This is a genomic window from Mitsuaria sp. TWR114 (assembly GCF_007997345.1).
Map to the genome: position 1 here is coordinate 1 of NZ_VOSR01000049.1, position 20,125 is coordinate 20,125.

17 protein-coding genes and 3 pseudogenes are annotated in these 20,125 nt (G+C 70.7%); 10 read left to right on the forward strand and 10 right to left on the reverse strand.

What is annotated here, in order from left to right:
- The coding region (locus tag FUT87_RS03025) for an RDD family protein (protein ID WP_147240042.1) at positions 1-952 on the forward strand (952 nt) is incomplete at its 5' end.
- Positions 953-1,152: 200 nt separating this feature from the next.
- Here the strand turns inward: FUT87_RS03025 and FUT87_RS03030 are convergent.
- On the reverse strand, positions 1,153-1,977 hold the full coding sequence (locus FUT87_RS03030; protein ID WP_147240043.1) for a rhodanese domain-containing protein: 825 nt from the start codon (positions 1,975-1,977) through the stop codon (positions 1,153-1,155).
- A 143-nt stretch (positions 1,978-2,120) separates the two neighbouring features.
- Between FUT87_RS03030 and asd the strand changes: the two genes are divergently transcribed.
- The 4 genes from asd to FUT87_RS03050 all read left to right on the forward strand — a co-directional run bounded on the left by asd (position 2,121) and on the right by FUT87_RS03050 (position 6,722).
- A complete protein-coding gene (gene asd / locus FUT87_RS03035; protein ID WP_147240044.1) occupies positions 2,121-2,969 on the forward strand; it encodes an archaetidylserine decarboxylase in 849 nt (282 codons plus the stop codon).
- Positions 2,970-3,112: 143 nt separating this feature from the next.
- Positions 3,113-4,426, forward strand: a complete 1,314-nt coding sequence (locus FUT87_RS03040) for a tryptophan--tRNA ligase (protein WP_147240045.1) — start codon at positions 3,113-3,115, stop codon at positions 4,424-4,426.
- Between the two features lie 154 nt (positions 4,427-4,580).
- On the forward strand, positions 4,581-6,284 hold the full coding sequence (locus FUT87_RS03045) for an AMP-binding protein (protein ID WP_091730058.1): 1,704 nt from the start codon (positions 4,581-4,583) through the stop codon (positions 6,282-6,284).
- Between the two features lie 33 nt (positions 6,285-6,317).
- Complete coding sequence (locus FUT87_RS03050; RefSeq protein ID WP_147240046.1) at positions 6,318-6,722, forward strand: YkvA family protein; 405 nt, start codon at positions 6,318-6,320, stop codon at positions 6,720-6,722.
- A gap of 7 nt (positions 6,723-6,729) precedes the next feature.
- Here the strand turns inward: FUT87_RS03050 and FUT87_RS03055 are convergent, their stop codons facing one another.
- Positions 6,730-7,644: a LysR family transcriptional regulator gene (locus FUT87_RS03055; protein WP_147240047.1), complete on the reverse strand. Its 915-nt coding sequence runs from the start codon at positions 7,642-7,644 to the stop codon at positions 6,730-6,732.
- A 407-nt stretch (positions 7,645-8,051) separates the two neighbouring features.
- Positions 8,052-8,375 (reverse strand): DUF4148 domain-containing protein, encoded by a 324-nt coding sequence (locus FUT87_RS03060; RefSeq protein ID WP_221211165.1) that lies wholly within the window; start codon positions 8,373-8,375, stop codon positions 8,052-8,054.
- 397 nt (positions 8,376-8,772) lie between these two features.
- Here FUT87_RS03060 and FUT87_RS03065 point away from each other — a divergent pair, with 397 nt between their 5' ends.
- Positions 8,773-9,441: a LysE family translocator gene (locus FUT87_RS03065; RefSeq protein WP_147240048.1), complete on the forward strand. Its 669-nt coding sequence runs from the start codon at positions 8,773-8,775 to the stop codon at positions 9,439-9,441.
- 78 nt (positions 9,442-9,519) lie between these two features.
- Positions 9,520-10,866: an MFS family transporter gene (locus tag FUT87_RS03070; RefSeq protein ID WP_147240049.1), complete on the forward strand. Its 1,347-nt coding sequence runs from the start codon at positions 9,520-9,522 to the stop codon at positions 10,864-10,866.
- Positions 10,867-10,885: 19 nt separating this feature from the next.
- Here FUT87_RS03070 and FUT87_RS28320 read toward each other — a convergent pair whose 3' ends face one another.
- The 4 genes and pseudogenes from FUT87_RS28320 to FUT87_RS03085 form a co-directional block, all read right to left on the reverse strand.
- Complete coding sequence (locus tag FUT87_RS28320) at positions 10,886-12,535, reverse strand: SulP family inorganic anion transporter (protein ID WP_186830331.1); 1,650 nt, start codon at positions 12,533-12,535, stop codon at positions 10,886-10,888.
- 71 nt (positions 12,536-12,606) lie between these two features.
- Positions 12,607-13,392, reverse strand: a complete 786-nt coding sequence (locus FUT87_RS28325; protein WP_186830332.1) for a hypothetical protein — start codon at positions 13,390-13,392, stop codon at positions 12,607-12,609.
- Positions 13,393-13,532: 140 nt separating this feature from the next.
- On the reverse strand, positions 13,533-14,669 hold the full coding sequence (locus tag FUT87_RS03080) for an HD-GYP domain-containing protein (RefSeq protein WP_147240051.1): 1,137 nt from the start codon (positions 14,667-14,669) through the stop codon (positions 13,533-13,535).
- A 177-nt stretch (positions 14,670-14,846) separates the two neighbouring features.
- Positions 14,847-15,961 (reverse strand): annotated as a pseudogene (locus FUT87_RS03085) (alkene reductase).
- Positions 15,962-16,057: 96 nt separating this feature from the next.
- Between FUT87_RS03085 and FUT87_RS03090 the strand changes: the two are divergent.
- Positions 16,058-16,969: a LysR family transcriptional regulator gene (locus FUT87_RS03090; protein ID WP_147240052.1), complete on the forward strand. Its 912-nt coding sequence runs from the start codon at positions 16,058-16,060 to the stop codon at positions 16,967-16,969.
- 3 nt (positions 16,970-16,972) lie between these two features.
- Here FUT87_RS03090 and FUT87_RS03095 read toward each other — a convergent pair.
- Positions 16,973-17,907, reverse strand: a pseudogene (locus FUT87_RS03095) (alpha/beta fold hydrolase).
- A gap of 145 nt (positions 17,908-18,052) precedes the next feature.
- On the opposite strand from FUT87_RS03095, the gene FUT87_RS03100 reads away from it, so the two are divergent.
- The gene (locus tag FUT87_RS03100) at positions 18,053-18,970 is read left to right on the forward strand and encodes a LysR family transcriptional regulator (RefSeq protein ID WP_147240053.1); all 918 of its coding nucleotides are present in this window, start codon (positions 18,053-18,055) and stop codon (positions 18,968-18,970) included.
- On the opposite strand, the gene FUT87_RS03105 is transcribed toward FUT87_RS03100, so the two are convergent.
- Positions 18,903-19,397 carry a Cd(II)/Pb(II)-responsive transcriptional regulator gene (locus FUT87_RS03105; protein WP_091730107.1) on the reverse strand — a complete coding sequence of 165 codons (495 nt, stop codon included), beginning with the start codon at positions 19,395-19,397 and terminating at the stop codon, positions 18,903-18,905. The two genes, FUT87_RS03100 and FUT87_RS03105, sit on opposite strands and share 68 nt — an antisense overlap.
- A 33-nt stretch (positions 19,398-19,430) precedes the next feature.
- Positions 19,431-19,664 (reverse strand): hypothetical protein, encoded by a 234-nt coding sequence (locus tag FUT87_RS29810; RefSeq protein WP_222617034.1) that lies wholly within the window; start codon positions 19,662-19,664, stop codon positions 19,431-19,433.
- 12 nt (positions 19,665-19,676) lie between these two features.
- Here FUT87_RS29810 and FUT87_RS03110 point away from each other — a divergent pair.
- A pseudogene (locus FUT87_RS03110) lies at positions 19,677-20,125 on the forward strand (cation-transporting P-type ATPase); the annotation flags it as partial.

Genomic DNA, 20,125 nt, shown 5'->3' on the forward strand with positions numbered 1-20,125 from the left:
GACCGCCCCGAGCGCTGCGACCGGCGAGGCGCCGCAGGACCCGCGCGACTGGATCACGCCGGAGGACCTCAACGTCGCGCCCGCGCTGCTGGGCCTGCCGCTGGCCTCGCCGTGGCAGCGCGCCAAGGCGATGGCGGTCGACGTGACCCTGGTGACGGTGCTTTCCAACTTCGGCAACACGCCGCTGCTGGCGGGCTTCTGCTGGATCGCGTGGCGCTGGCACAAGCACCAGCGCGCCTCGCGCGGCGAGCTGCGGGCGGACAGCGGCTGGCTCGGCTGGGCGCCGGCGCTGTGCCTGGTCGCGTTCGGGCTGTACTCGAGCACGATGGAGCACATCGACGAGCCGACGAAGCAGGCGCGCCGCGAGGCCGTCGCCGCCGCTTCCCCCGACCGGAACGACCGCTCGGACGACGAGTCGGACGAGGCCGGTGCCGAGACGAAGGACCTGGTGAAAGCCGCGGTCGCCGCGGCGGCCTCGGCCGCGAGCGCGGGCGAACTGGATCTGGCGCGGCTCGAGCACGACCGGGAGTTGCAGCGCAAGGCCGACCGGGTGCGCATCAAGGCCTTGCAGGAGGAGGTCCGCAAGCTCAAGGACGAGGCCAAGCGCTCGCCGATCGAGAAGCTGCGGCACTGGTGGGAGCTGGTGGGCCTGAACCTGGCCTGGGCCTTCGCGTATTTCGTTGCTTTCCCGCTGATCTGGCCGGGCCAGACGCCGGGCAAGAAGCTGATGGGCCTGCGCATCGTCGAGCTCACTGGCAAGCCGCTCAAGCCGATGCTCTGCGTGCGCCGCTACGGTGGCTACGCGGCCGGCGCCACCACGGGCGGCATGGGCTTCCTGCAGATCCTGTGGGACGCCAATCGCCAGGGCCTGCACGACAAGGCTGCCCACACCGCGGTCATCGACATCCGCAACCCCCGCCGCCTGCGCCTGACGGAAGACCTCACCGGCTGACCGCCCCGGCCGCTCTGCCAAGGCCCTACGTCAGCGAGCGCCCGTCCCGCGCTCACGAAAGACCTCGCCGGCGACCACCCCGGCCGCTTCGCCAAGGCCCGCCGTCAGCGAGTGCTTGTGGGGCCGGAACGATGCGGGGGGTTCACGGACGTGATGCCCCCCGCGTCGTGGAGTGCCCGCGCCTGGCCAAACGGAGTGGATCAGCCTTTCGAGGGATCCAAGCGCCTCGCCCGCGCCAATCGCCAAGCCTCGGCCGGATCATCCCCATAGACCTCTTCCGCCGTCGTATCGGTCTCCCTCCGCTGGGTGTCGATCGCGATGCGCTTGTCAAAGACGAAGCACTCTCCGCGCCAATCCACCTCGGCATCGGGCATCTGTTCGAAGTAGTTGAGGATGCCCCCATCGAGCTGCCGCACCGTCAAGCCGCGCTCGGCCATCCAGCCGGACATTTTTTCGCAGCGGATCCCGCCGGTGCAGTACATGGCGACGGTCTTCCCCTCGCGACGCCAGGTTTCCGCGTGCGCTGCCACGTACGCGGGGAAGTCGCGGAAGTGCCGCACGCCGGGGTCGATGGCGCCTTCGAAGTGGCCGAGCGTGAATTCGAAGTGGTTGCGGTTGTCGAGCACGACGACGTCGTCTCGCCGGATCAGTTCGCGCCATTCGCTTGGCGAGACGTGGGTGTCGCGCGGGTCGGCCAGGCCGGTGACGCCGTCCAGTCCGAAGGCCACGAGTTCCGGCTTTTCATGCACCTTGAGCAGCGTGAACGGCCGCGTGGTGCAGAAGCTGCGTTTGAAGCGCAGGTCGGCGAAGGGAGGTTCGGCGCGCAAGGCGGCCTCGTAGGCGTCGAGCGCCGGCACGGGGCCGCCGAGTGCGCCGGTGATGCCTTCGGGCGCCAGCAGCAGGTTGCCGCCGATGGTGTTCCCGAGGGTCTGGTTGAGCTCGCGCAGGCGCTGGGCGAGCGCGGTCGTGTCGTCCAGGCGGACGAACTTGTAGAACGAGCTGTGCTGGTGCTCGGGGGCGGCCATCGGGGGGCAGAGGGGTGCAGAAGAGGGAAACCGCGATGGTACCGGGGGACGCGCGCCGCCCGGGACCAACCCGGGTGCGGGACCGTTCCTTGCCCGCCTAGAATCCGCCACCCTTTTTCCCGCCCTTCCGGGGGCCCACCGCTGTGTCCGATCGCCTTGCCGTCCTGCCTCAATACCTGATGCCCAAGCTGGCCATGACGCGCTTGGCCGGGCGCTTGGCGAGCGCGGAACTGGGCGGCTTCACGACCTGGACGATCCGGCGATTCATCGACCGCTACGGCGTGAACATGGCCGAGGCGGCCGAGTCCGATCCCGCGGCCTACGCGAGCTTCAACGAGTTCTTCACCCGCGCGCTCAAGCCCGGCGCCCGCCCGCTGGCGGACGCGCCGCTGATCTGCCCGGTCGATGGCGCCATCAGCCAGTTCGGCCCGATCCGCGCGGACCAGCTCTTCCAGGCCAAGGGCCACCAGTATTCGACGGCGGCGCTGCTGGGCGGCGACCAGCACCTGGCCGCGCAGTTCCGCGACGGCCACTTCGCGACGATCTACCTCAGCCCGCGCGACTACCACCGCATCCACATGCCCTGTGGCGGCCGCCTGGTGCGCATGGTGCATGTACCGGGCGACCTGTTCTCGGTGAACCCGGTCACCGCGCGCGGCGTGCCGGGGCTGTTCGCGCGCAACGAGCGCGTGGTCTGCCTCTTCGAAGGCGAATTCGGTCCCTGGGTGCTGGTGCTGGTCGGCGCGACCATCGTCGGCTCGATGGCCACGGTCTGGCATGGCGTCGTCAATCCGCCAAGACCGGGCCGTCCCCGTACCTGGCATTACGAGAACGAGCATTTCAGCTACGAGCGTGGCGCCGAGATGGGCCGCTTCCTGCTCGGCTCGACCGTCGTGATGCTGTTCCCGAAGCACCTGCCGATGCAGTTCAACGCGCATTGGCAGCCCGGCAGCGCGGTGCGCCTGGGCGAGCCGATGGCGACGCTGGGCTGACGCGCCTCCCCGGCGTCCCCCTCAAGGGGTCCCCCCACGCATTCCCCGGCGCCTCCCCCAACGCATCGCCATTGGAGGGGGCCCGCGCCGGTCCGCCTTTGCGGGACAATCGCCGTTTTGCGAAACGACGGCGACGAGCTCCCATGACCCTGCGTGTCCTGACCGGCATCACGACCACCGGCACCCTGCACCTCGGCAACTATGTCGGCGCGGTGCGCCGCGCCATCGCGGCCAGCCGCGAGCCCGGCGTCGAGAGCTTCTTCTTCATGGCCGACTACCACGCGCTGATCAAGTGCGACGAGCCGGCCCGCATCGAGGCCTCGCGCCTGCAGATCGCCGCCACCTGGCTGGCCGCCGGCCTGGACACGAGCCGGGTGGTGTTCTACCGCCAGAGCGACATCCCCGAGATCCCCGAACTGACCTGGCTGCTGACCTGCGTCACCTCCAAGGGCCAGATGAACCGCGCCCATGCCTACAAGGCCTCGGTGGATGCCAACGTCGCCGCGGGCGAGGACCCGGACGCCGGCATCACGATGGGTTTGTACAGCTATCCGATCCTGATGGCCGCGGACATCCTGATGTTCAACGCCCATCGCGTGCCGGTCGGCAAGGACCAGGCGCAGCACATCGAGATGGCGCGCGACGTCGCGCAGCGCTTCAACCACACGTTCAAGGCCGAGCTGTTCGTGCTGCCCGAGGCCAGCATCGACGAGGAAATGGAGCTGCTGCCGGGCCTGGACGGCCGGAAGATGTCCAAGAGCTACGACAACGTGATCCCGCTGTTCGAAGGCGGCGCAAAAGCGCTGCGCGAGGCGATCTCCAAGATCGTGACCGACTCGCGGCTGCCCGGCGAGCCCAAGGAGACCGAAGGCTCGCACCTGGTCCAGATCTACGACGCGTTCGCCACGCCGGCGCAGCGCCAGGCCTTCCGCGCGGCGCTGCACGGCGGCCTGTCCTGGGGCGAGGCCAAGGACCAGCTGTTCGCGTTGGTCGACGCCGAGATCGGCCCGATGCGCGAGCGCTACGACGCGCTGATGGCCAATCCCGAGAAGATCGAGGCCATCCTGATGGAGGGCGCCGCCAAGGCCCGCGCCATCGCCGCGCCGCTGCTGGCCCGTGCCCGCGAGGCCGTCGGCCTGCGCCGTTTCCAGCCGCTGGCCGCGCCGGTCGCGCAGGCGGTCAAGGCCAAGTCGACCGTCCCCGCGTTCAAGCAGTACCGCGAGTCCGACGGGCTCTTCTACTTCAAGCTGCTCGCCGCCGACGGCACCCTGCTGCTGCAGAGCACCGGCCTGGCGCAGGGCAAGGAAGCCGGCCAGTGGGTCGCCAAGCTCAAGCGCGAAGGCGCCGCGGCGCTCGATGGCGCGCCGGTGTCCAGAGAAGTGGGCGACGAGTTGCTGCTGCCGGCGCTCGAGGCGCTGGTCGCGGCGGAGCTCGAGGCGGCGGCCGCCAAGGGCTGAGCGCCTCCCCCCCGTGTCCAAAGGAAACCCTGGTTTAGGGTGCCAAGTCGATCACGGTCATCGAAGAAACCCGCTCGTTGCCTCGCGCGGGCCGGCGTAGTCTCCGGCGCTGATTCCGTCCGGTTTCAGCACCATCACAACAAGGAGACCCCCGATGTCCACGACCCGCCTGCCGGCTGATTCCCTCGCGTTGCAACGCCTGTACGCCTGGGAGCTCGACACGCCGAACCGGGTCACGCTGCGCCAGCCGATGGGCGGCGGCGTGGTGAAGGACTTCACCTGGAAGGAAGTCGCGGACCAGGCCCGCCGCATGGCCGCCCACCTGAAGACGCTGGGCCTGGAGCAGGGCTGGGAGCCGGGCGCGCGCGTCGCCATCCTGTCCAAGAACTGCGCCTGGTGGCTGATGAGCGACCTGGCCATCTGGATGGCCGGTTACGTCAGCGTGCCGCTGTATCCGACGCTGGCCGCGGACACCATCCACCAGATCCTCAGCCACAGCGAGTCCAAGCTGCTCTTCGTCGGCAAGCTCGACGGCTGGGAAGGCATGCGGCCCGGCGTGCCGCTGGGGCTGCCGTGCATCTCCTATCCGGTCTCGCCGGAGGACGCGCAGGACGCCTACGACCACTGGGACGCGATCTGCGCCGAGACGCCGCCGCTCAAGGGCAAGCCGACCCGCGGCGCCGATGAGCTGGCCACCATCATCTACACCTCCGGCACGACCGGCGCGCCCAAGGGCGTGATGCACTCGTTCGGCAACTTCGCCTGGGCGATCGGCTCGGGCCTGAAGCGCATCCCGCTGACCGAGTCCGACCGCATGCTGTCCTATCTGCCGCTGGCGCATGTGGTCGAGCGGGCGCTGGTCGAGCACGGCTGGCTGCACACCGGCATGACGGTGTACTTCGCCGAGAGCCTGGACACCTTCGCCGCCGACCTGCAGCGCGCGCGGCCGACGGTCTTCTTCTCGGTCCCGCGGCTGTGGACCAAGTTTCAGCAGGGCGTTCAGGCCAAGGTGCCGCAGCCCAAGCTCGAGCGGCTGCTCAAGCTGCCGATCATCGGCAAGCTGGTGCGCAGGAAGATCCTCAAGGCGCTGGGCCTGGACGAATGCAAGTTTGCCGCAGGCGGTGCCGCGCCGATGCCGGTCGCGCTGCTGAAGTGGTACCGCGCGCTGGGCCTGCCGATCAACGAGGGCTACGGCATGACCGAGAACCTGGCGCTGTCCCACATCACCGTGCCGGGCCAGGACCAGATCGGCAGCGTCGGGCCCGCCTACGACGGCGTGCAGGTGCGCCTGGATCCGATCACCGGCGAGCTGCAGATGAAGAGCCAGGCGCTGATGCTGGGCTACTACAAGCAGCCGGAACTGACGGCCGAGACGCTCACCGCCGACGGCTGGCTGCACACCGGCGACAAGGCGGAGATCTCCGACAAGGGCGCGCTCGCGGGCTGCGTGCGCATCACCGGCCGGGTGAAGGATCTCTTCAAGACCAGCAAGGGCAAGTACGTGTCGCCGGCGCCGATCGAGGACCGGCTGTCGACGCATCCCGCGATCGAGGCCTGCGCGGTGACCGGCGCCAACTTCGCGCAGCCGGTGGGCATCGCGATGCTGTCGCCCGAGGCCGCCGCGCGCGACCGCGGCGCGCTGGAGCAGGAACTGGCCGCCCACCTGGAGAAGGTCAATGCGCGCCTGGACCCGCACGAGCAGCTCGAGTGCCTGATCGTGACGGCCACGCCGTGGACGGTCGACAACGGCCTGATCACGCCGACGTTCAAGGTGCGCCGCAACCGGGTCGACGAGGTCTACGGCCCGCGCCTGGAAAACTGGATCGGTCAGCGCCGGAAAGTCATCTGGGCCGACTGAGCCCCGCTCGCGCGATGAGGGCATGATGCGCGGATGAAACGCGGATCCCTCAAGCGCTGGGCGGCCCTGCTCAAGGGCGAGCTGCTCACCGTCTTCTACGCGGCCCGCGATCCCGAGGCGCCCTGGCTGGCGCGCCTTGTCGCGATCGCGGTCGCCGCCTACGCGCTCAGCCCGATCGACCTGATCCCGGATTTCATCCCGGTGCTGGGCCTGCTCGACGACCTGATCCTGGTGCCGCTGGGCTTCTGGCTGGTGCTGCGCCTGATGCCGCCGGCGGTGATCGCCCGGGCGCGCCAGCGCGCCGCCGCGCAGCGCGGCCGCTTGCCGCGCAACCTCAAGGTGGCCGGCGCGATCGTGGTGGTGTGGGTGCTGCTGCTGGCGCTGGTCGTCATGTGGCTGGTGGGCCGCTCCGGCGGCGTGCCCGCCGGGACCGTCTGAGCTCGCGTCAATCGGGCCCGAGGCCCTTCTTCGCCAGCGTCTCCGCCACCCACTCGATGAAGACGCGCATGCGCGCCGAGACATAGCGGTTGGGCGAATAGACCAGGTAGACCGGCACCGCGTTGTGATGCCATTCGGGGAACAGCGGCACCAGTTCGCCGCTGTCGAGCTGGTCCTGCACCGCGTACCGGGCCAGCTGCACGACGCCCAGGCCGGCCAGGCCGGCCGCGACATAGGCGTTGCTGTCGTTGACGTCGAGCCGCCGACGGCCCTCGATCTCGACGCGCTCGTCGCCGCGATGGAAGACGAAGGGGAACACCCGCCCGGTGCGCGACGAGAAGTAGCCCACCGCCTGATGCGGCTCCCGGTCCAGGTCCTGGGGCGCCTGCGGCGTGCCGTGCTTCTGGAGGTAGGCCGGCGCGGCGCAGGTGCAGAACTGGATCTGCCCGACTCGCCGGGCCACCAGCCCGGCATCCTGCACCGCGCCCACGCGCAGCACGAAATCGACGTTGTCGACGAGCAGGTCGATCGCGCGGTCGCTCACGCCCAGCGCGATCTGGATGTCGGGGTAGCGGTCATGGAAGTCCGCCAGCGCCGGGATCAGCACCCGCGAGCCGGTCAGCGTCGTCACGTCCACGCGCAGACGGCCGCGGGGCTTGCTCTGGTCGTGGAGCATCCCCTGGTCGATGGCCTCCAGCTCGCTGAGCAGGGCCATGGTGCGCTCGTAATAGGCGGCGCCGTCCTGCGTGACGCTCACCTTGCGGGTGGTGCGCGTCAGCAACTGCACCCGCAGCCGCGCTTCCAGCGCCTGCACCAGGCGCGTCAAGCTGGCCTTGGGCAGGTCCATCGAGTCGGCCGCCTTGGTGAAGCTGCCGGTTTCCACCACCCGGGCGAACGCCCGCATTTGCACGATCCGGTCCATCGACACCCTCGCTCTGGCGGCCCGGAAGATGGGGGACTGCTGGCGGGCCGACGGGCGATTCTCAGGGAATCCGCACGGTCGTGCGCGTTCCGCTCCGAATCGGCCTTTTGCGCCGCGTTCTGGTGCCCCGTTTCAGCGCGCCGGGGCGAATATCGATTGAATATCTCCTCGGTCGACACGAGTATCGATTCGCGCATCACCCTGAATTCGGCTTAAATCCAACTTAAGTAAAAGAAAACCCCCTCGGCGAGCAGTGGCTCATCCGAGGGGGGTATAGGCGGTCGGCGACGGACAGGAGGGTGGAGTGCGGAGAGCCGCCGCCGACCAGGGCCGAAGCCCTTGACCCAAAAATCGCTCTCAGGAATCTATTGTTCGAGTTCTCTCAGGAGGGGACAGGAAACAGGGGTTCAGCGGCCGGCGACGGCGGTGGCCGGGGCGCTGCCACCGAACTTCTTCACCAGGGTCGCGTAGTAGGGCGAGCTGCGCAGTTCGGCGTAGCGAGCCTTGGCGGCATCGCGGCGGGCGTTGTCGTAGCCGTAGGTCTCCGACTGCTCGACGGCGGCCAGGCCCGATTCGCGGTAGATCTCCAGGTCGGCCAGCACTTCGGCGCGGCTCACGGCGCTGGGCGTGTTGACCGGCTGGGTGTGGGGGTTGTCGTTGGCCATCGCACTGCCGGCCACTAGGGCGGCGGAAGCGAACAGGACGGAAGCGAGGATGTTCTTGGTGCTCATGATCTTTCCTTTCGGTTTCGGTCCCAGGGCGATCAGCGAAGGGGCACGGGTGGAGAATTCGACCCGACGATTGCGCTTGGGATGCCACTGGGTTTCTCTTGAATTCCGCCGGTTGCCCGGAGGTTTCAGTCGTCGCCTGGTGGAGATTTCCTGGAGCGGTTTCGATGTGTCGATGGGCTGAACTATGAGCGATAAGGGTTGACCCTTAAATCCATTCGCTTGCAACACTCCGTTGAAAAGATCGGAACAATCGGCATTCGCGCCCGCGGCGGCCGATATTCCCGCGCGCAGTGCGCGCGGCGTCCCCCGGAAAGGGCGTGATGGCGCATGGCGCCCGCGCGCCGGAAGGAAAGGGCGGGGGGCAGGCATGATGTCGGCCTTTCGGGAGACGCCTTCGATGCTCGGTACCCACGACCTCGGCCTGTTCATCGCCTCCGGGCTGCTGCTCAACATGACACCCGGTCCGGACTCGCTCCTGATCATGGCGCGCAGCGCCACCCAGGGTTTCCGCGCCGGCTCCGCCGCCGCGCTGGGCATCGGGGCCGGCACCTGCGTGCATGTGCTGGCGGCGGCGCTGGGACTGTCGGCGCTGCTGTCCGCTTCGGCGGCGGCCTTCACCGTGGTCAAGCTGCTCGGCGCGGCCTACCTGATCTATCTCGGCGCGGGGATGCTCTTCAAGCGTCGCGCCGCGGCGGCGGAGAGCGGCTCCCCCGGCTCCCTCCAAGGCATGCCCCCGCCGGCGCCATCGCCGCTGCGCCGGATCTTCGCGCAGGGCTTCCTGACCAATGTGTTGAACCCCAAGGTCGGGCTGTTCTTCCTGGCCTTCGTGCCGCAGTTCATCTCGGCCGACGCGCCGAGCAAGGCCGCCGCCTTCCTCTTCCTGGGGGCGATCTTTAATGTGAACGGCATGGTGTGGTGCCACCTGCTGGCCTGGTCGAGCGCCGCCGCGGGTGCCCGCGCGCGCGGTCAGGCCTGGGCGCAGGTCCTGGGCCGCTGGCTCAACCGGGGCATCGGCGCGCTGTTCCTGGCCTTTGGCGTGCGCTTGGCGGTCGCCGAAGTGGGCTAGCCCGACCGCGGTGCGCGTGGCGTTCGGTTCATCCGAACCGGACGTGAGGGATTTCCATCGCGGGAGTAGTCTGCCGGCATGACTGCCAAGACTCCTCCCCTGACCGGCGGCGCGCTGCCGCCGGCGTCCGGCCAGCCCGGGCACTACACGCCGCACGAGAAACGCGATCGCATCCTGGCGATCGTCGGCGCCTCCTCCGGCAACCTGGTCGAGTGGTTCGACTTCTACGTCTACGCCTTCACCTCGATCTATTTCGCGCACGCCTTCTTCCCGAAGGGCGACCCGACGGTCCAGCTGCTCAACACGGCGGGCGTGTTCGCGGCCGGTTTCCTGATGCGGCCGATCGGCGGCTGGCTGTTCGGCCGCATCGCCGACAAGCAGGGCCGCAAGACGGCCATGATGATCTCGGTCCTCATGATGTGCGGCGGCTCGCTGGCCATCGCCTTCATGCCGACCTACGAGACCATCGGCGTGATGGCGCCCACCCTGCTGCTGCTGGCGCGGCTGTTCCAGGGGCTGTCGGTGGGTGGCGAGTACGGCACCAGCGCCACCTACATGAGCGAGGTGGCGCTGCGCGGACAGCGCGGCTTCTACGCGTCCTTCCAGTACGTGACGCTGATCGGCGGCCAGCTGCTGGCGGTGCTGGTGGTGGCGATCCTGGAGCAGACCCTGACCGACGCCCAGATGCATGCCTGGGGCTGGCGCATCCCGTTCGTGGCGGGCGCCGCGACCGCGGTGATCGCCTTCTACCTGCGCCGCTCGCTGGCCGAGACCGCCAAGGCCGAGCAGCTCGAGCGCAAGGAAGCCGGATCGATGCGCGAGCTCTTCAGCAAGCACATGAAGCCCTTCCTGATCGTGCTGGGCTTCACCGCGGGCGGGTCGCTGGCCTTCTACACCTACACCACCTACATGCAGAAATATCTGGTGCTGAGCGTGGGCATGGACAAGAAGGTGGCCAGCACCGTGATGACCGCGGCGCTGTTCGTCTACATGTGCATGCAGCCGCTGTTCGGCGCCCTGTCGGACCGCATCGGGCGGCGCACCTCGATGCTGTGGTTCGGCCTGCTCGGGGCGCTGGGCACCTGGCCGCTGCTGTCGGCGCTCAAGGGCGTGCACAGCCCCTATGCGGCCTTCGGGCTGATCGTCGTGGCGATGGCCATCGTGTCGCTGTACACCTCCATCGGGGGCCTCATCAAGGCGGAGATGTTCCCGCCCGAGATCCGCGCGCTGGGCGTCGGACTCTCCTATGCGATCGGCAACGCGATCTTCGGGGGCTCGGCGGAGTACGTGGCGCTCAGCCTCAAGGCGGCGAATGTCGAGAGCGCGTTCTACGTCTACGTCTCGGTGATGTGCCTGTTCGCCTTCCTCGTCTGCTTCCTGATGCCGGACCCGCGCAGGCATGGGCACCTGAACGACGTGCATTGACGCCGGAAGGCGCGAGCGATCAGCGCCCTTCCCGGTCCTGCATGCCCAGGTGGTGGGACAGGTACAGCCGGCCGCGGAACCAGGACTCCCAGCCGCTGACCTTGAGCCGGTCCAGCACCGGCCCCTTGACCTCGCTGAGGTCGAGGCGGCGGCCCTGGCGCTCCAGCGTCTCGTGCAACTCCTTGAGCGCGCTCAGACCGCTGAAGTCGATGGCGTTGACCGGCGACATCTGCAGCAGCACCCGCTTCGTCGTCGGGTGCGTGTCCAGGTGGGCCTGGACGACGTCGGCGAGGCTGCGGCCGTTCAGGAACAGCAGGCTCTCGTCGATGCGCAGGCCCAGCACCTCGGGGTCGAGCACGACCTGGTGGCGCTCGACGTTGCGGTAATGCTCGGTGCCGGCGATGCGGCCGATCAGGGCCACATGCGGCCGCGCGCTGCGCTGCAGCAGCAGCGCGATCGCGCCGGCCACGCCCAGGCCCAGCGCGGCGGTGATGCCGACGAAGACCACCAGCAGCGTGACCGCCACCATCAGCAGCGCCTCGGCGCGCGCGTAGCGCCAGGCGTCGGCATAGGGGCCGAACTTCAGCCCCGACAGGACCGCCACCATGATGCTGGCCGCCAGCACCGGCTTGGGCACCCAGGCCAGCAGCGGGGAGAGCGTCAGCAGCACCACGCCCATCAGCGCGGCGACGAAGACGCCAGTCATGCGGGTGCGGCTGCCCGCGTCGCTCATCAGCACGCTGCGCGAGAAGCTCGCCGCCGCCGGCATGCCGCCGGACACCGCGGCCGCCAGGTTGGCCGCGGCCAGTCCCATCAGCTCGCGCCGCGCATCGACGCGCTGCCCGACCCGGCGCGCCAGCGATTCCGCGACCGCCAGGCTCGAGACATAGCCCAGCAGCCCGATCAGCGCCGCGCCGGGCAGCATCGCGGCCCAGAGCTCGGGATCGAGCCGCGGCGGCGTGAAGACCAGCGCCAGCGGCGGCAGCTCGCCGACGCGCGGCAGGCCTTGCGGGTCCCAGGCCCAGGCGATGCCGATGCCGGCCAGCAGCACCGCCAGCGGCGCGATGCGCGAGACGAAGCCCTTGGGCAGGCGCCGCACCGCCACCAGCGTCAGCAGCGAGACGACGCCGAACAGCGCCGCGACGCCGCGCCCGTCGAAGCCGTGGGCGCTTAGCGAGCGCCAGAGCTCCGGCAGCGTGCCGCCGCTGGCGGCCGAGCCGATCAGCACCGGCAGCTGGCTGGCGGCAATGGCGATGGTGGCGCCGGACTCGAAGCCGTGCAGCACCGGCACCGACAGCAGCGCGGCCAGCGCATGCAGGCGCAGCAGCGCCGCGGCACCGAGGAACAGCCCGACCTCGGCGGCCAGCACCAGGGCGGCCTCACTGGGGCTGACGCCGGCCGGCGCCAGCTGCAGCGTCTGCATGATCATCAGCGCCAGCACCGCGACCGGGCCGATGTTCAGGAAGGGACTGGAGCCCAGCGCCGCGTAGAACAGCGGCGGCAGCAGGCTGGCGTAGAGGCCGACCTGCGGCGGCAGGCCCGCGAGCATCGCGTAGGCCAGGCTCTGGGGGATCAGGAGCACGCTGACCACCACGGCGGCGACGAGGTCGTCGCGCAAGGCGTCGCGCAGGTAGGGCCGCAAGGCGGCGAGGGACGGCAACGGCGGCATGAACGGGGGCGCCGCGGCAGCAGCGCGGCGCGCGGCAGTATAGGGGCCGGGCCGCCCGCCGCCGCCCGTGCTCAGAGGATCAGCGGCCCCGCGGACGGTCCCGTCGGCAGCGGCGGCAGTCGCGGCAGCAGCAGGTCCAGGCTCAGGCGCAGCGTCAGTTCCTCGCCGCGCGGCAGCGGCGCCAGCCGCGGCGCGTCCGCCGTCCACAGCCCCAGCTGGACCGAGTTGCGCGTCGGATGGCGCTCGAAGCGCAGCGTGTCCAGCGGCGCGGCCGCGCGCGCCAGCACGAGGCGACCGCCCGCGCCGCTCAGCGAGGCGACGCCGCACCAGGGCTCGCGCAGCTCGACGCGGCCGCGCTCGATCCGGCGCACCAGGTCCATGGTGTCGTCCAGCCAGGCGGCGTCGGCGAAATCCTCGGGAAAGTGCATCAGCCAGCCGAAGCGCGCCGGCAGCGGCATGCGGCTCAGGTTGCGCACCGACAGCGACCACTCCAGCCGATGTTCTTCCAGCCGCAGTGTCTGGCTCGCCTGGAAGCCCCAGGTGCCGGGCGCCGAGCGGCCGGGATGCAGCATCAGCGTCACCTGGTCCGGCAACTGCTGGGTCACCTGCCAGGGCTGGTCGAAGGTCATCGGGTCCGGGACCAGGGCGTCCATGCCTTCGGCCACCTCGGTCGGCGCCTCGAGCCGGGCCGCCGCGCCGCCCACCAGCGCGCCGCGCTCGGTGATCAGCGGTCGCAGCCACGGCTCGTGGCCGCCCGGTCGCGCCTGGCCCAGCCAGCGCAGCCGCCCGCCCCGGGCCGGCGCGACCACCGCCCGCCACGTTCCCGACTTCAGTTCCAGCTCGCGCCTCACATGCATCCCCCGTTTGATCGAACGGGTCGCAGTCTGCGCGGGCGGGCGCGCCAAGGCGTCCACCCATAGGAAGGCGGCCCCCGACAGGTGCCACCCATCGGGGTGGGCCGAAAGCAAGAGTGAGCCGGTGCCGCGCCGGCAATGCCTCAGGCGCCGGCGATCAGCGTCGCGATGCGCTCGTCGGACAGGCGGATCGGCGCGGCGTGGGCCGGCAGCAGCGCCACCACCGCGTGGTCGTCGCGGCTGCTGTCGCGCAGCACCGGGGTGTGCCGGGGCTCGCCATTGGCATTGGTCAAGACGCTCACCATCGGGCGATGCGCCTTCTCGCCATTGCGCACGACCAGGCCGACCTCGCCGCTGGCCAGTCGCACCAGGCTGCCGGGCGGGAAGATGCCGAAGGCCTTGATCAGCGCCGCCGCCAGCGGACTTTGCGCCGCCATCTGGTGGAGCTCGCGGCCGGCCTGCGCCGCGCTCATCGCCGGCCGATTGGCGCGGCTGCTCAGGCGCGCGGTGTAGACGTCGGCGTAGCGCAGCATCTCGGCCAGCTCGCCGATGTCGCCGATGCCGTGCGGGTAGCCGCGGCCGTCCGGCGTCTCGTGGTGCTGCAGCACGGCTTCCAGCCAGTCGTGGTCGTCGATGCCGGCGGCGCTCAGCATCTCGACGCTGCGGATCGGGTGCTCATGGATGGCGTCGCGCTGCATCGAGGTCAGCGGCGACACCTGGCTGGACAGCCGCGCCTGCAGGTCCAGCATGCCCAGGTTCATCGTCAGCGCGGCCTGGAAGGCCCGGCGCTGGTCCTCCGGCCCCCAGCCGAGGTAGCGCGCCGCCGCTTGGCAGGCGGTCGCGGCGTGCAGGGAGTGCGTCACGCCGTAATGCCCGGTGCCCGTGCCGGGCTGGCGCACCACCTGGGCGAGCGCCACCTCGGGCGAGCTGTCGATCAGCGAGAGCAGCAGCGTCGTCGCGCCGTCGAGCGCGTCGGCCATGCGGTCGGGCGCGGCGGACAGCGCGTTGCGCACGTCCTGCATGCCGCGGTCCCATTCCTCGGGCAGGCGGTCGCGCAGGTAGGCGGGCGAGCGCGTCGGCTGCGGCTGGCGCATCGCCTCGGTCAGCTCGTGGACCTCCACCAGCGCGCCGCGGCCCATCAGCGCACGGAGCTGGGCCTCGTCGGCGATGACCTGCCCGCGCGCCAGCAGCAAGGTCCGGTCGGCGTCGCGCACGCTGAAGGCGAGCGGCTGGCCGAGGACGATGCGGTTCTTGACCGATGACAGTGAACAGACACGCATGAAGGGGCGCGGTGAGCGGAGGGAGGACCGGCCGCGCTCGACATGTCTGAAAGTTGTAACGCGGGCGGCCCGGACTCTACATCGTCCATCCCTCGCCGGGCTGAAGCCCGGGGGCCGCCCCTCCCCCTGCCGGGCGAGGGAAGCGCCGACTCCGTCACGAATGGGGAGGACGGGGGGTCAGGTCGCGGTGATCGCGGGGTAGTCGCTGTAGCCGGCCGCGCTTCCGCCGAACAGCGCCTGGCCGTCGAAGCTCGCCAGCGGCAGGCGGCCCGCGAGCCGGGCCGGCAGGTCCGGATTGGCGATGAACGGCCGCCCGAATGCGATCAGGTCCACCAGCCCCGACGCCAGCAGCGCCTCGGCGCGCGGGGCGTCGTAGCGGCCCGCGACGATGATCCGGCCGGTGAAGGCACGGCGCAGCGCCCGGCGGAAGTCGTCCGGCACCTGGGGCGCGTCGTTCCAGTCCGCCTCGGCCAGGTGCAGGTAGCCGACGCCGCGGCGCGACAGCTCGGCGGCGGCCTCGAGGATGGTCGGGATGATGTCCGGGCAGGCCATGTTGCGGGCGGTGATGTAGGGTGCGACCCGCACGCCGATGCGCTCGGGCGCCACCTCGGCGGCCACCGCGTCGACGACCTCCAGCAGGAAGCGCAGGCGATGCGCGCGCGGTCCGCCGTAGGCGTCGTCGCGATGGTTGGAGGTGGTGCGCAGGAACTGGTCGATCAGGTAGCCGTTGGCGGCGTGGATCTCCACGCGTCGAAGCCGGCGCGCATCGCGTTGGCGGCGGCGCGGCGGAAGTCGTCGACGATGGCGCGGATGCCTTCGGTCGTCAGCGCCTGCGGCACCGGGCAATCGACCATGCGGCCGACGCCGTGCTCGTCGGCGACCCAGACCTGGGCCTCGGGCGACAGCGCGGACGGCGCCACCGGCAGGCCGCCGTCGTGGAAGACCGGATGCGACATCCGGCCCACATGCCAGAGCTGCAGCACCATGCGGCCGCCGGCGCGGTGCACGGCGCGGGTCACGAGGCACCACCCCTCGACCTGCGCCTCGCTGTGGATGCCCGGCGTGAAGCTGTAGCCCTGGCCCTGGGGCGAGATCTGCGTGGCCTCGCTGACGATGAGCGCGGCGCTGGCGCGCTGCGCGTAGTACGCGGCCATCAGCGCATTGGGCACATTGCCGGGCTGCGTGCTGCGGGCCCGGGTCATCGGCGCCATCACGACGCGGCTGGGCAGCGTCAGCGGGCCGAGGGTCAGCGGGGTGAAGAGGTCGGTGGAAGGGAGAAGGGAAGCGGTCATCGTCGTTCCAGGTTGTTTGATGGTCGCCAGTCTGGAAGCGATGGCCGGCCAGTTGAGCTGGGTGGTGGTCGAAGCTTTTTCAAAGAAAATCGAACGATGACCCGGATCACCGACCTCGAACTGCTGGTGCGCATCGCCGATCTCGGCAACCTCACGGCGGCGGCCAAGGCGCTGGACTGGTCGCCGGCCGCGGCCAGCGCGGCGCTCAAGCGGATGGAGGAGCAGCTCGGTTTTCCGCTGTTCGTGCGAAGCACGCGCAGCCTGCGGCTGTCGGGCGAGGGCCAGCGCTACCTGCCGCATGCGCGGGCGGCGCTGCGCGCCCTGACCGACGGGCGGGACGAGGCGCTCGCCGGGCGCGAGGCGCTCAGCGGCGTGCTGCACCTGACCGTGCCCTCGGACCTGGGCCGCCATGTGCTGCTGCCGTGGCTGGAGCAGTTCCAGGAGCGCCATCCGGCGCTGACGCTGCGCCTGCAGATCGGCGACCCGCTGACCGACCTGCTGCGCCGGCCGGTCGATGCCGCCGTGCGCTACGGGCCACCGGCCGGCAGCGCGCAGGTCGCGCTGCCGCTGCTGCCCGATTGCCGCCGCGTGCTCGTCGCCGCGCCGCACTACCTGGCGCTGCACGGCCCGCCGACCTCGCCCGAGGACATGGCGCGCCACGAGGCGCTGCGCTACCTGCGCGCGGGCGAAGTGCCTACGCATTGGCCGGTGTCGATCGCCGGCGAGCCGGTGAACCTGCCGCTGGCCGGCCGACGCGTCGCCGACGACGGCGAGGTGGTCAAGCGCTGGGCGCTCGCCGGGCTGGGCATCGCCTACAAGTCGTGGCCGGACGTGGCCCAGGAACTCGCCAGCGGGCAGCTCGTCCACGTCCATCCGCACTGGCGCGGCGACCCGTCGCCGCTGCATCTCGTCGTGCCGGGTCGCGCGCAGCTGTCGCCGGCCCTGCGGCAGCTGCGGGATGAACTGCGCCGGCGGCTGGAGGAGTTCGCGCGCTCGATGCCGCGCTGAGGCTCAGCCGAAGGTCGCGCGGATCTCGGCCGCCACCCGCGGCGCATGCTCGTCCAGCACGAAGTGCCCGCCTTCCAGCCAGACCAGCTTCGCGTCCGGTAGGTCCTTCAGGTAGGCCCGCGCGCCGGCCGGGACGAAGATCGGATCGTGCTGGCCCCAGACGATCAGCGTCTTCGGGCGATGCCGGCGGAAGGCGGCCTGCCATTCGGGGTAGAGCGCCACGTTGGTCCGGTAGTTCTCCAGCAGGTCGAGGTGGGCCTCCTGCATGCCGGGGCGGTCCAGCAGCGCCTGGTCGATGAGCCAGTGGTCCGGGTCGATGCGCGCCGGGTTCTGCGCGCCGACCAGCCAGTGCCACTTCGTTCCCTCCAGGCTGGTGAGGTGGCGCGCGGCGCTTCGGTCGCCGGGGTGCGGCCGGCCCACAGCGGCTGCAGCACCGACTTGGCTTCGTCACCGACGCCATCCAGGTAGGCGTTGGCGTTCTGGATGATGAAGCCCGTCACCTGCTCCGGGCGCTGCTGGAACAGGCGGAAGCCGATCGGGCCGCCGTAGTCCTGCATGTAGAGCGTGTAGGCCTTCAGCCCCAGCAGGTCCACCAGGCCGGCGACATGCGCCGCCAACTGGTCGAAGCTGTAGTCGAAGTCCTCGGGCGAGGGCGCGTCCGAATGGCCGAAGCCGATGTAGTCCGGCGCGATCACGTGGAAGCGGTCCGCCAGCAGCGGGATCAGCGGGTTGAACATGCGGCTGCTGGTCGGCAGGCCGTGCAGCAGGAGCAGCGTGGGGGCGGCGGGGTCGCCGGCCTCGCGGTAGAAGACCTGGCGGCCCAGCACGGTGGCGTGGCGGTGGAAGACCGCGGCGGCCGGCGACGTGACTGGGGCGGCTGCTGGATGGGAGGCTTGTGCGGGGATGTGAGCGGGGACGGGGGCGTGGGCGGTGCTCATGACGGTTCCTGGCGCCGTTCCCGGGGTCGGCGACCCGCGTCGGAAGGCATGGCGCCAGTCTCTTGCTTCCCGGATTTCACGGGAAGCCGCTAGGATCGGGAGCAAGCCTCTCGAAATCCGGGAGGGTTGTCGCACGCTGGACCCGATGGATCGATTCGATGCAATGGCGATGCTGATCGCTGCGGTGGAAGCCGGCAGCCTGTCGAAGGCGAGCCGTCGCCTCGGGCTGCCGCTGGCGACCCTCAGCCGCAAGGTGGCCGACCTCGAGAAGCACCTGCGCGCGGCGCTGCTGATCCGGTCGGCCAAGGGGCTGGAGCTGACCGACGCGGGCCGGGCCTATGTGGAAGCAGCCAAGGCCATCCTGGAGCAGCTCGACGAGGCCGAGCGCGCCGCCGCCGGCGAATACACCGAGCCCCGAGGCGACCTGATCGTCACCGCGCCGGTGATGTTCGGCCGCCTGCACCTGCTGCCGACGGTGACCGGCTTCCTGGAGGCCTATCCGGACGTCGCGGTGGACCTGAAGCTCACCGACCGCATCACCCATTTCCTGGACGACCAGATCGATGTCGCGCTGCGCATCGGCGCCCTGCCCGACAGCGGCCTGATCGCGACGCGGGTGGGGGAGGTCCGGCATGTGGTCTGCGCGGCGCCGGACTACCTCGCCACGCACGGCGCGCCTGCCACACCGGACGAGCTGGCGCGGCATCGCGTGATCTCGTTCGAGAGCGTGTCCACCGGCGGTGTCTGGCCGTTCCGCCAGGACGGCGTGGCGCGCACCGGCGCCTTCCGATCTCGGCTGAGCGTCAACACCATCGATGCCGCGCTCGACGCCGGTCGCGCGGGCGCCGGACTGGTGCGGGCGCTGTCCTACCAGGTGAACGACGACGTCCGCGCGGGGCGGCTGCGGCTGGTGCTCGAGGACTTCGAGGCCGCGCCGCGGCCGGTGCACCTGGTCTACGCGCCGCAGGGCCGCCTGCCCCTGAAGCTGCGAGCCTTCATCGATTTCGCGGTGCCGCGCCTGCGGGACCGGCTGACGCGGGCCGCGCTGCCGCTGGCGCCTTGAGGTCCGGGTGGCAGGCGCAGGCCTCGCCATGCGCGGCGGACACGAGTTCCTCGAGGATGCCGCAGGCATGGTGGTCGTGGTCGGCGTCGCAGCGCTTCTGCAGCGCGACCAGCTGGGCCTCCAGCGCCTGCATGCTCTTGAGCCGGGCGCGGACCTTGCCGAGCTGCGAGGCGACCAGCGCATCCACCTGCACCAGGGCCTCGGGGTCGCGGCTGCCCAGGCTGTCGAGCAGCAGCGCGACGTCCGCCAGCGACATGTCCAGCGCGCGGCAGTGCCGGATGAAGGCGAGCCGCTCCAGATGGGCGTGGGCGTAGTCGCGATAGCCGTTCTCGCTGCGCGCGGGCGGCGGCAGCAGGCCGCTCTTCTCGTAGAAGCGGATGGTCTCGATGTCCACGCCGGTGGACTTGCTCAGTTCGCCGATTCGCATGCCGGGCAGGATAGCCGCTTGACCTTGGAGCGGCTACAGACTATCCAATCCACCCCCATGGCACATCAGGAACACGATCACCGTCCCGCCGCGCTCGAGCCCGAGGCGGCTTCCTGCGGCGGCTGCTGCGGTCACCCGGCGGCGCCAGCGCCCGCGAGCCAGACCCATCAGGGCCACGATCAAGGACGCGGTGAAGGACATGCTCACGCGCATGACCACGGACACAGCCATGGTCACGGTCACAGCCATGACCACGACCACGACCATCACCACGGCGACGTGGCCGTCGAGCGCGCGCCGCGGGTCTCGGCCGAGGCCCTGGCCGGGACGACGCGGCAGCGCTACTTCATCGCCGGCATGGATTGCCCGACCGAGGAAGGCCTGCTGCGCAAGCAGCTGCAGGGCAAGGACGGCGTGGTCGCCCTGGAGTTCGACCTGATCAATCGCCTGCTCGACGTCCACCACCGCCTGCCCGACGACGCCCCGCTGCGCGCCGCGATCTCGGCCGCCGGGATGAGCGCCGAGGCCGTCGACACCGCCGCCGCGCCGCCCGCGCCGCCGCCGGCGATCTCGACCGGGCTGCGCTGGCGCATGGCGCTGGCGGGCGTGGCCGCGATCGCCGCGGAGTCGCTGGCCTTCGCCGGCTTCGATGAATCCGGTCCGCTGGTGATCACGCTGGCGGTGGCGACCATGCTGCTCGGCGGCCTGCCGACGCTGCGCAAGGGCTG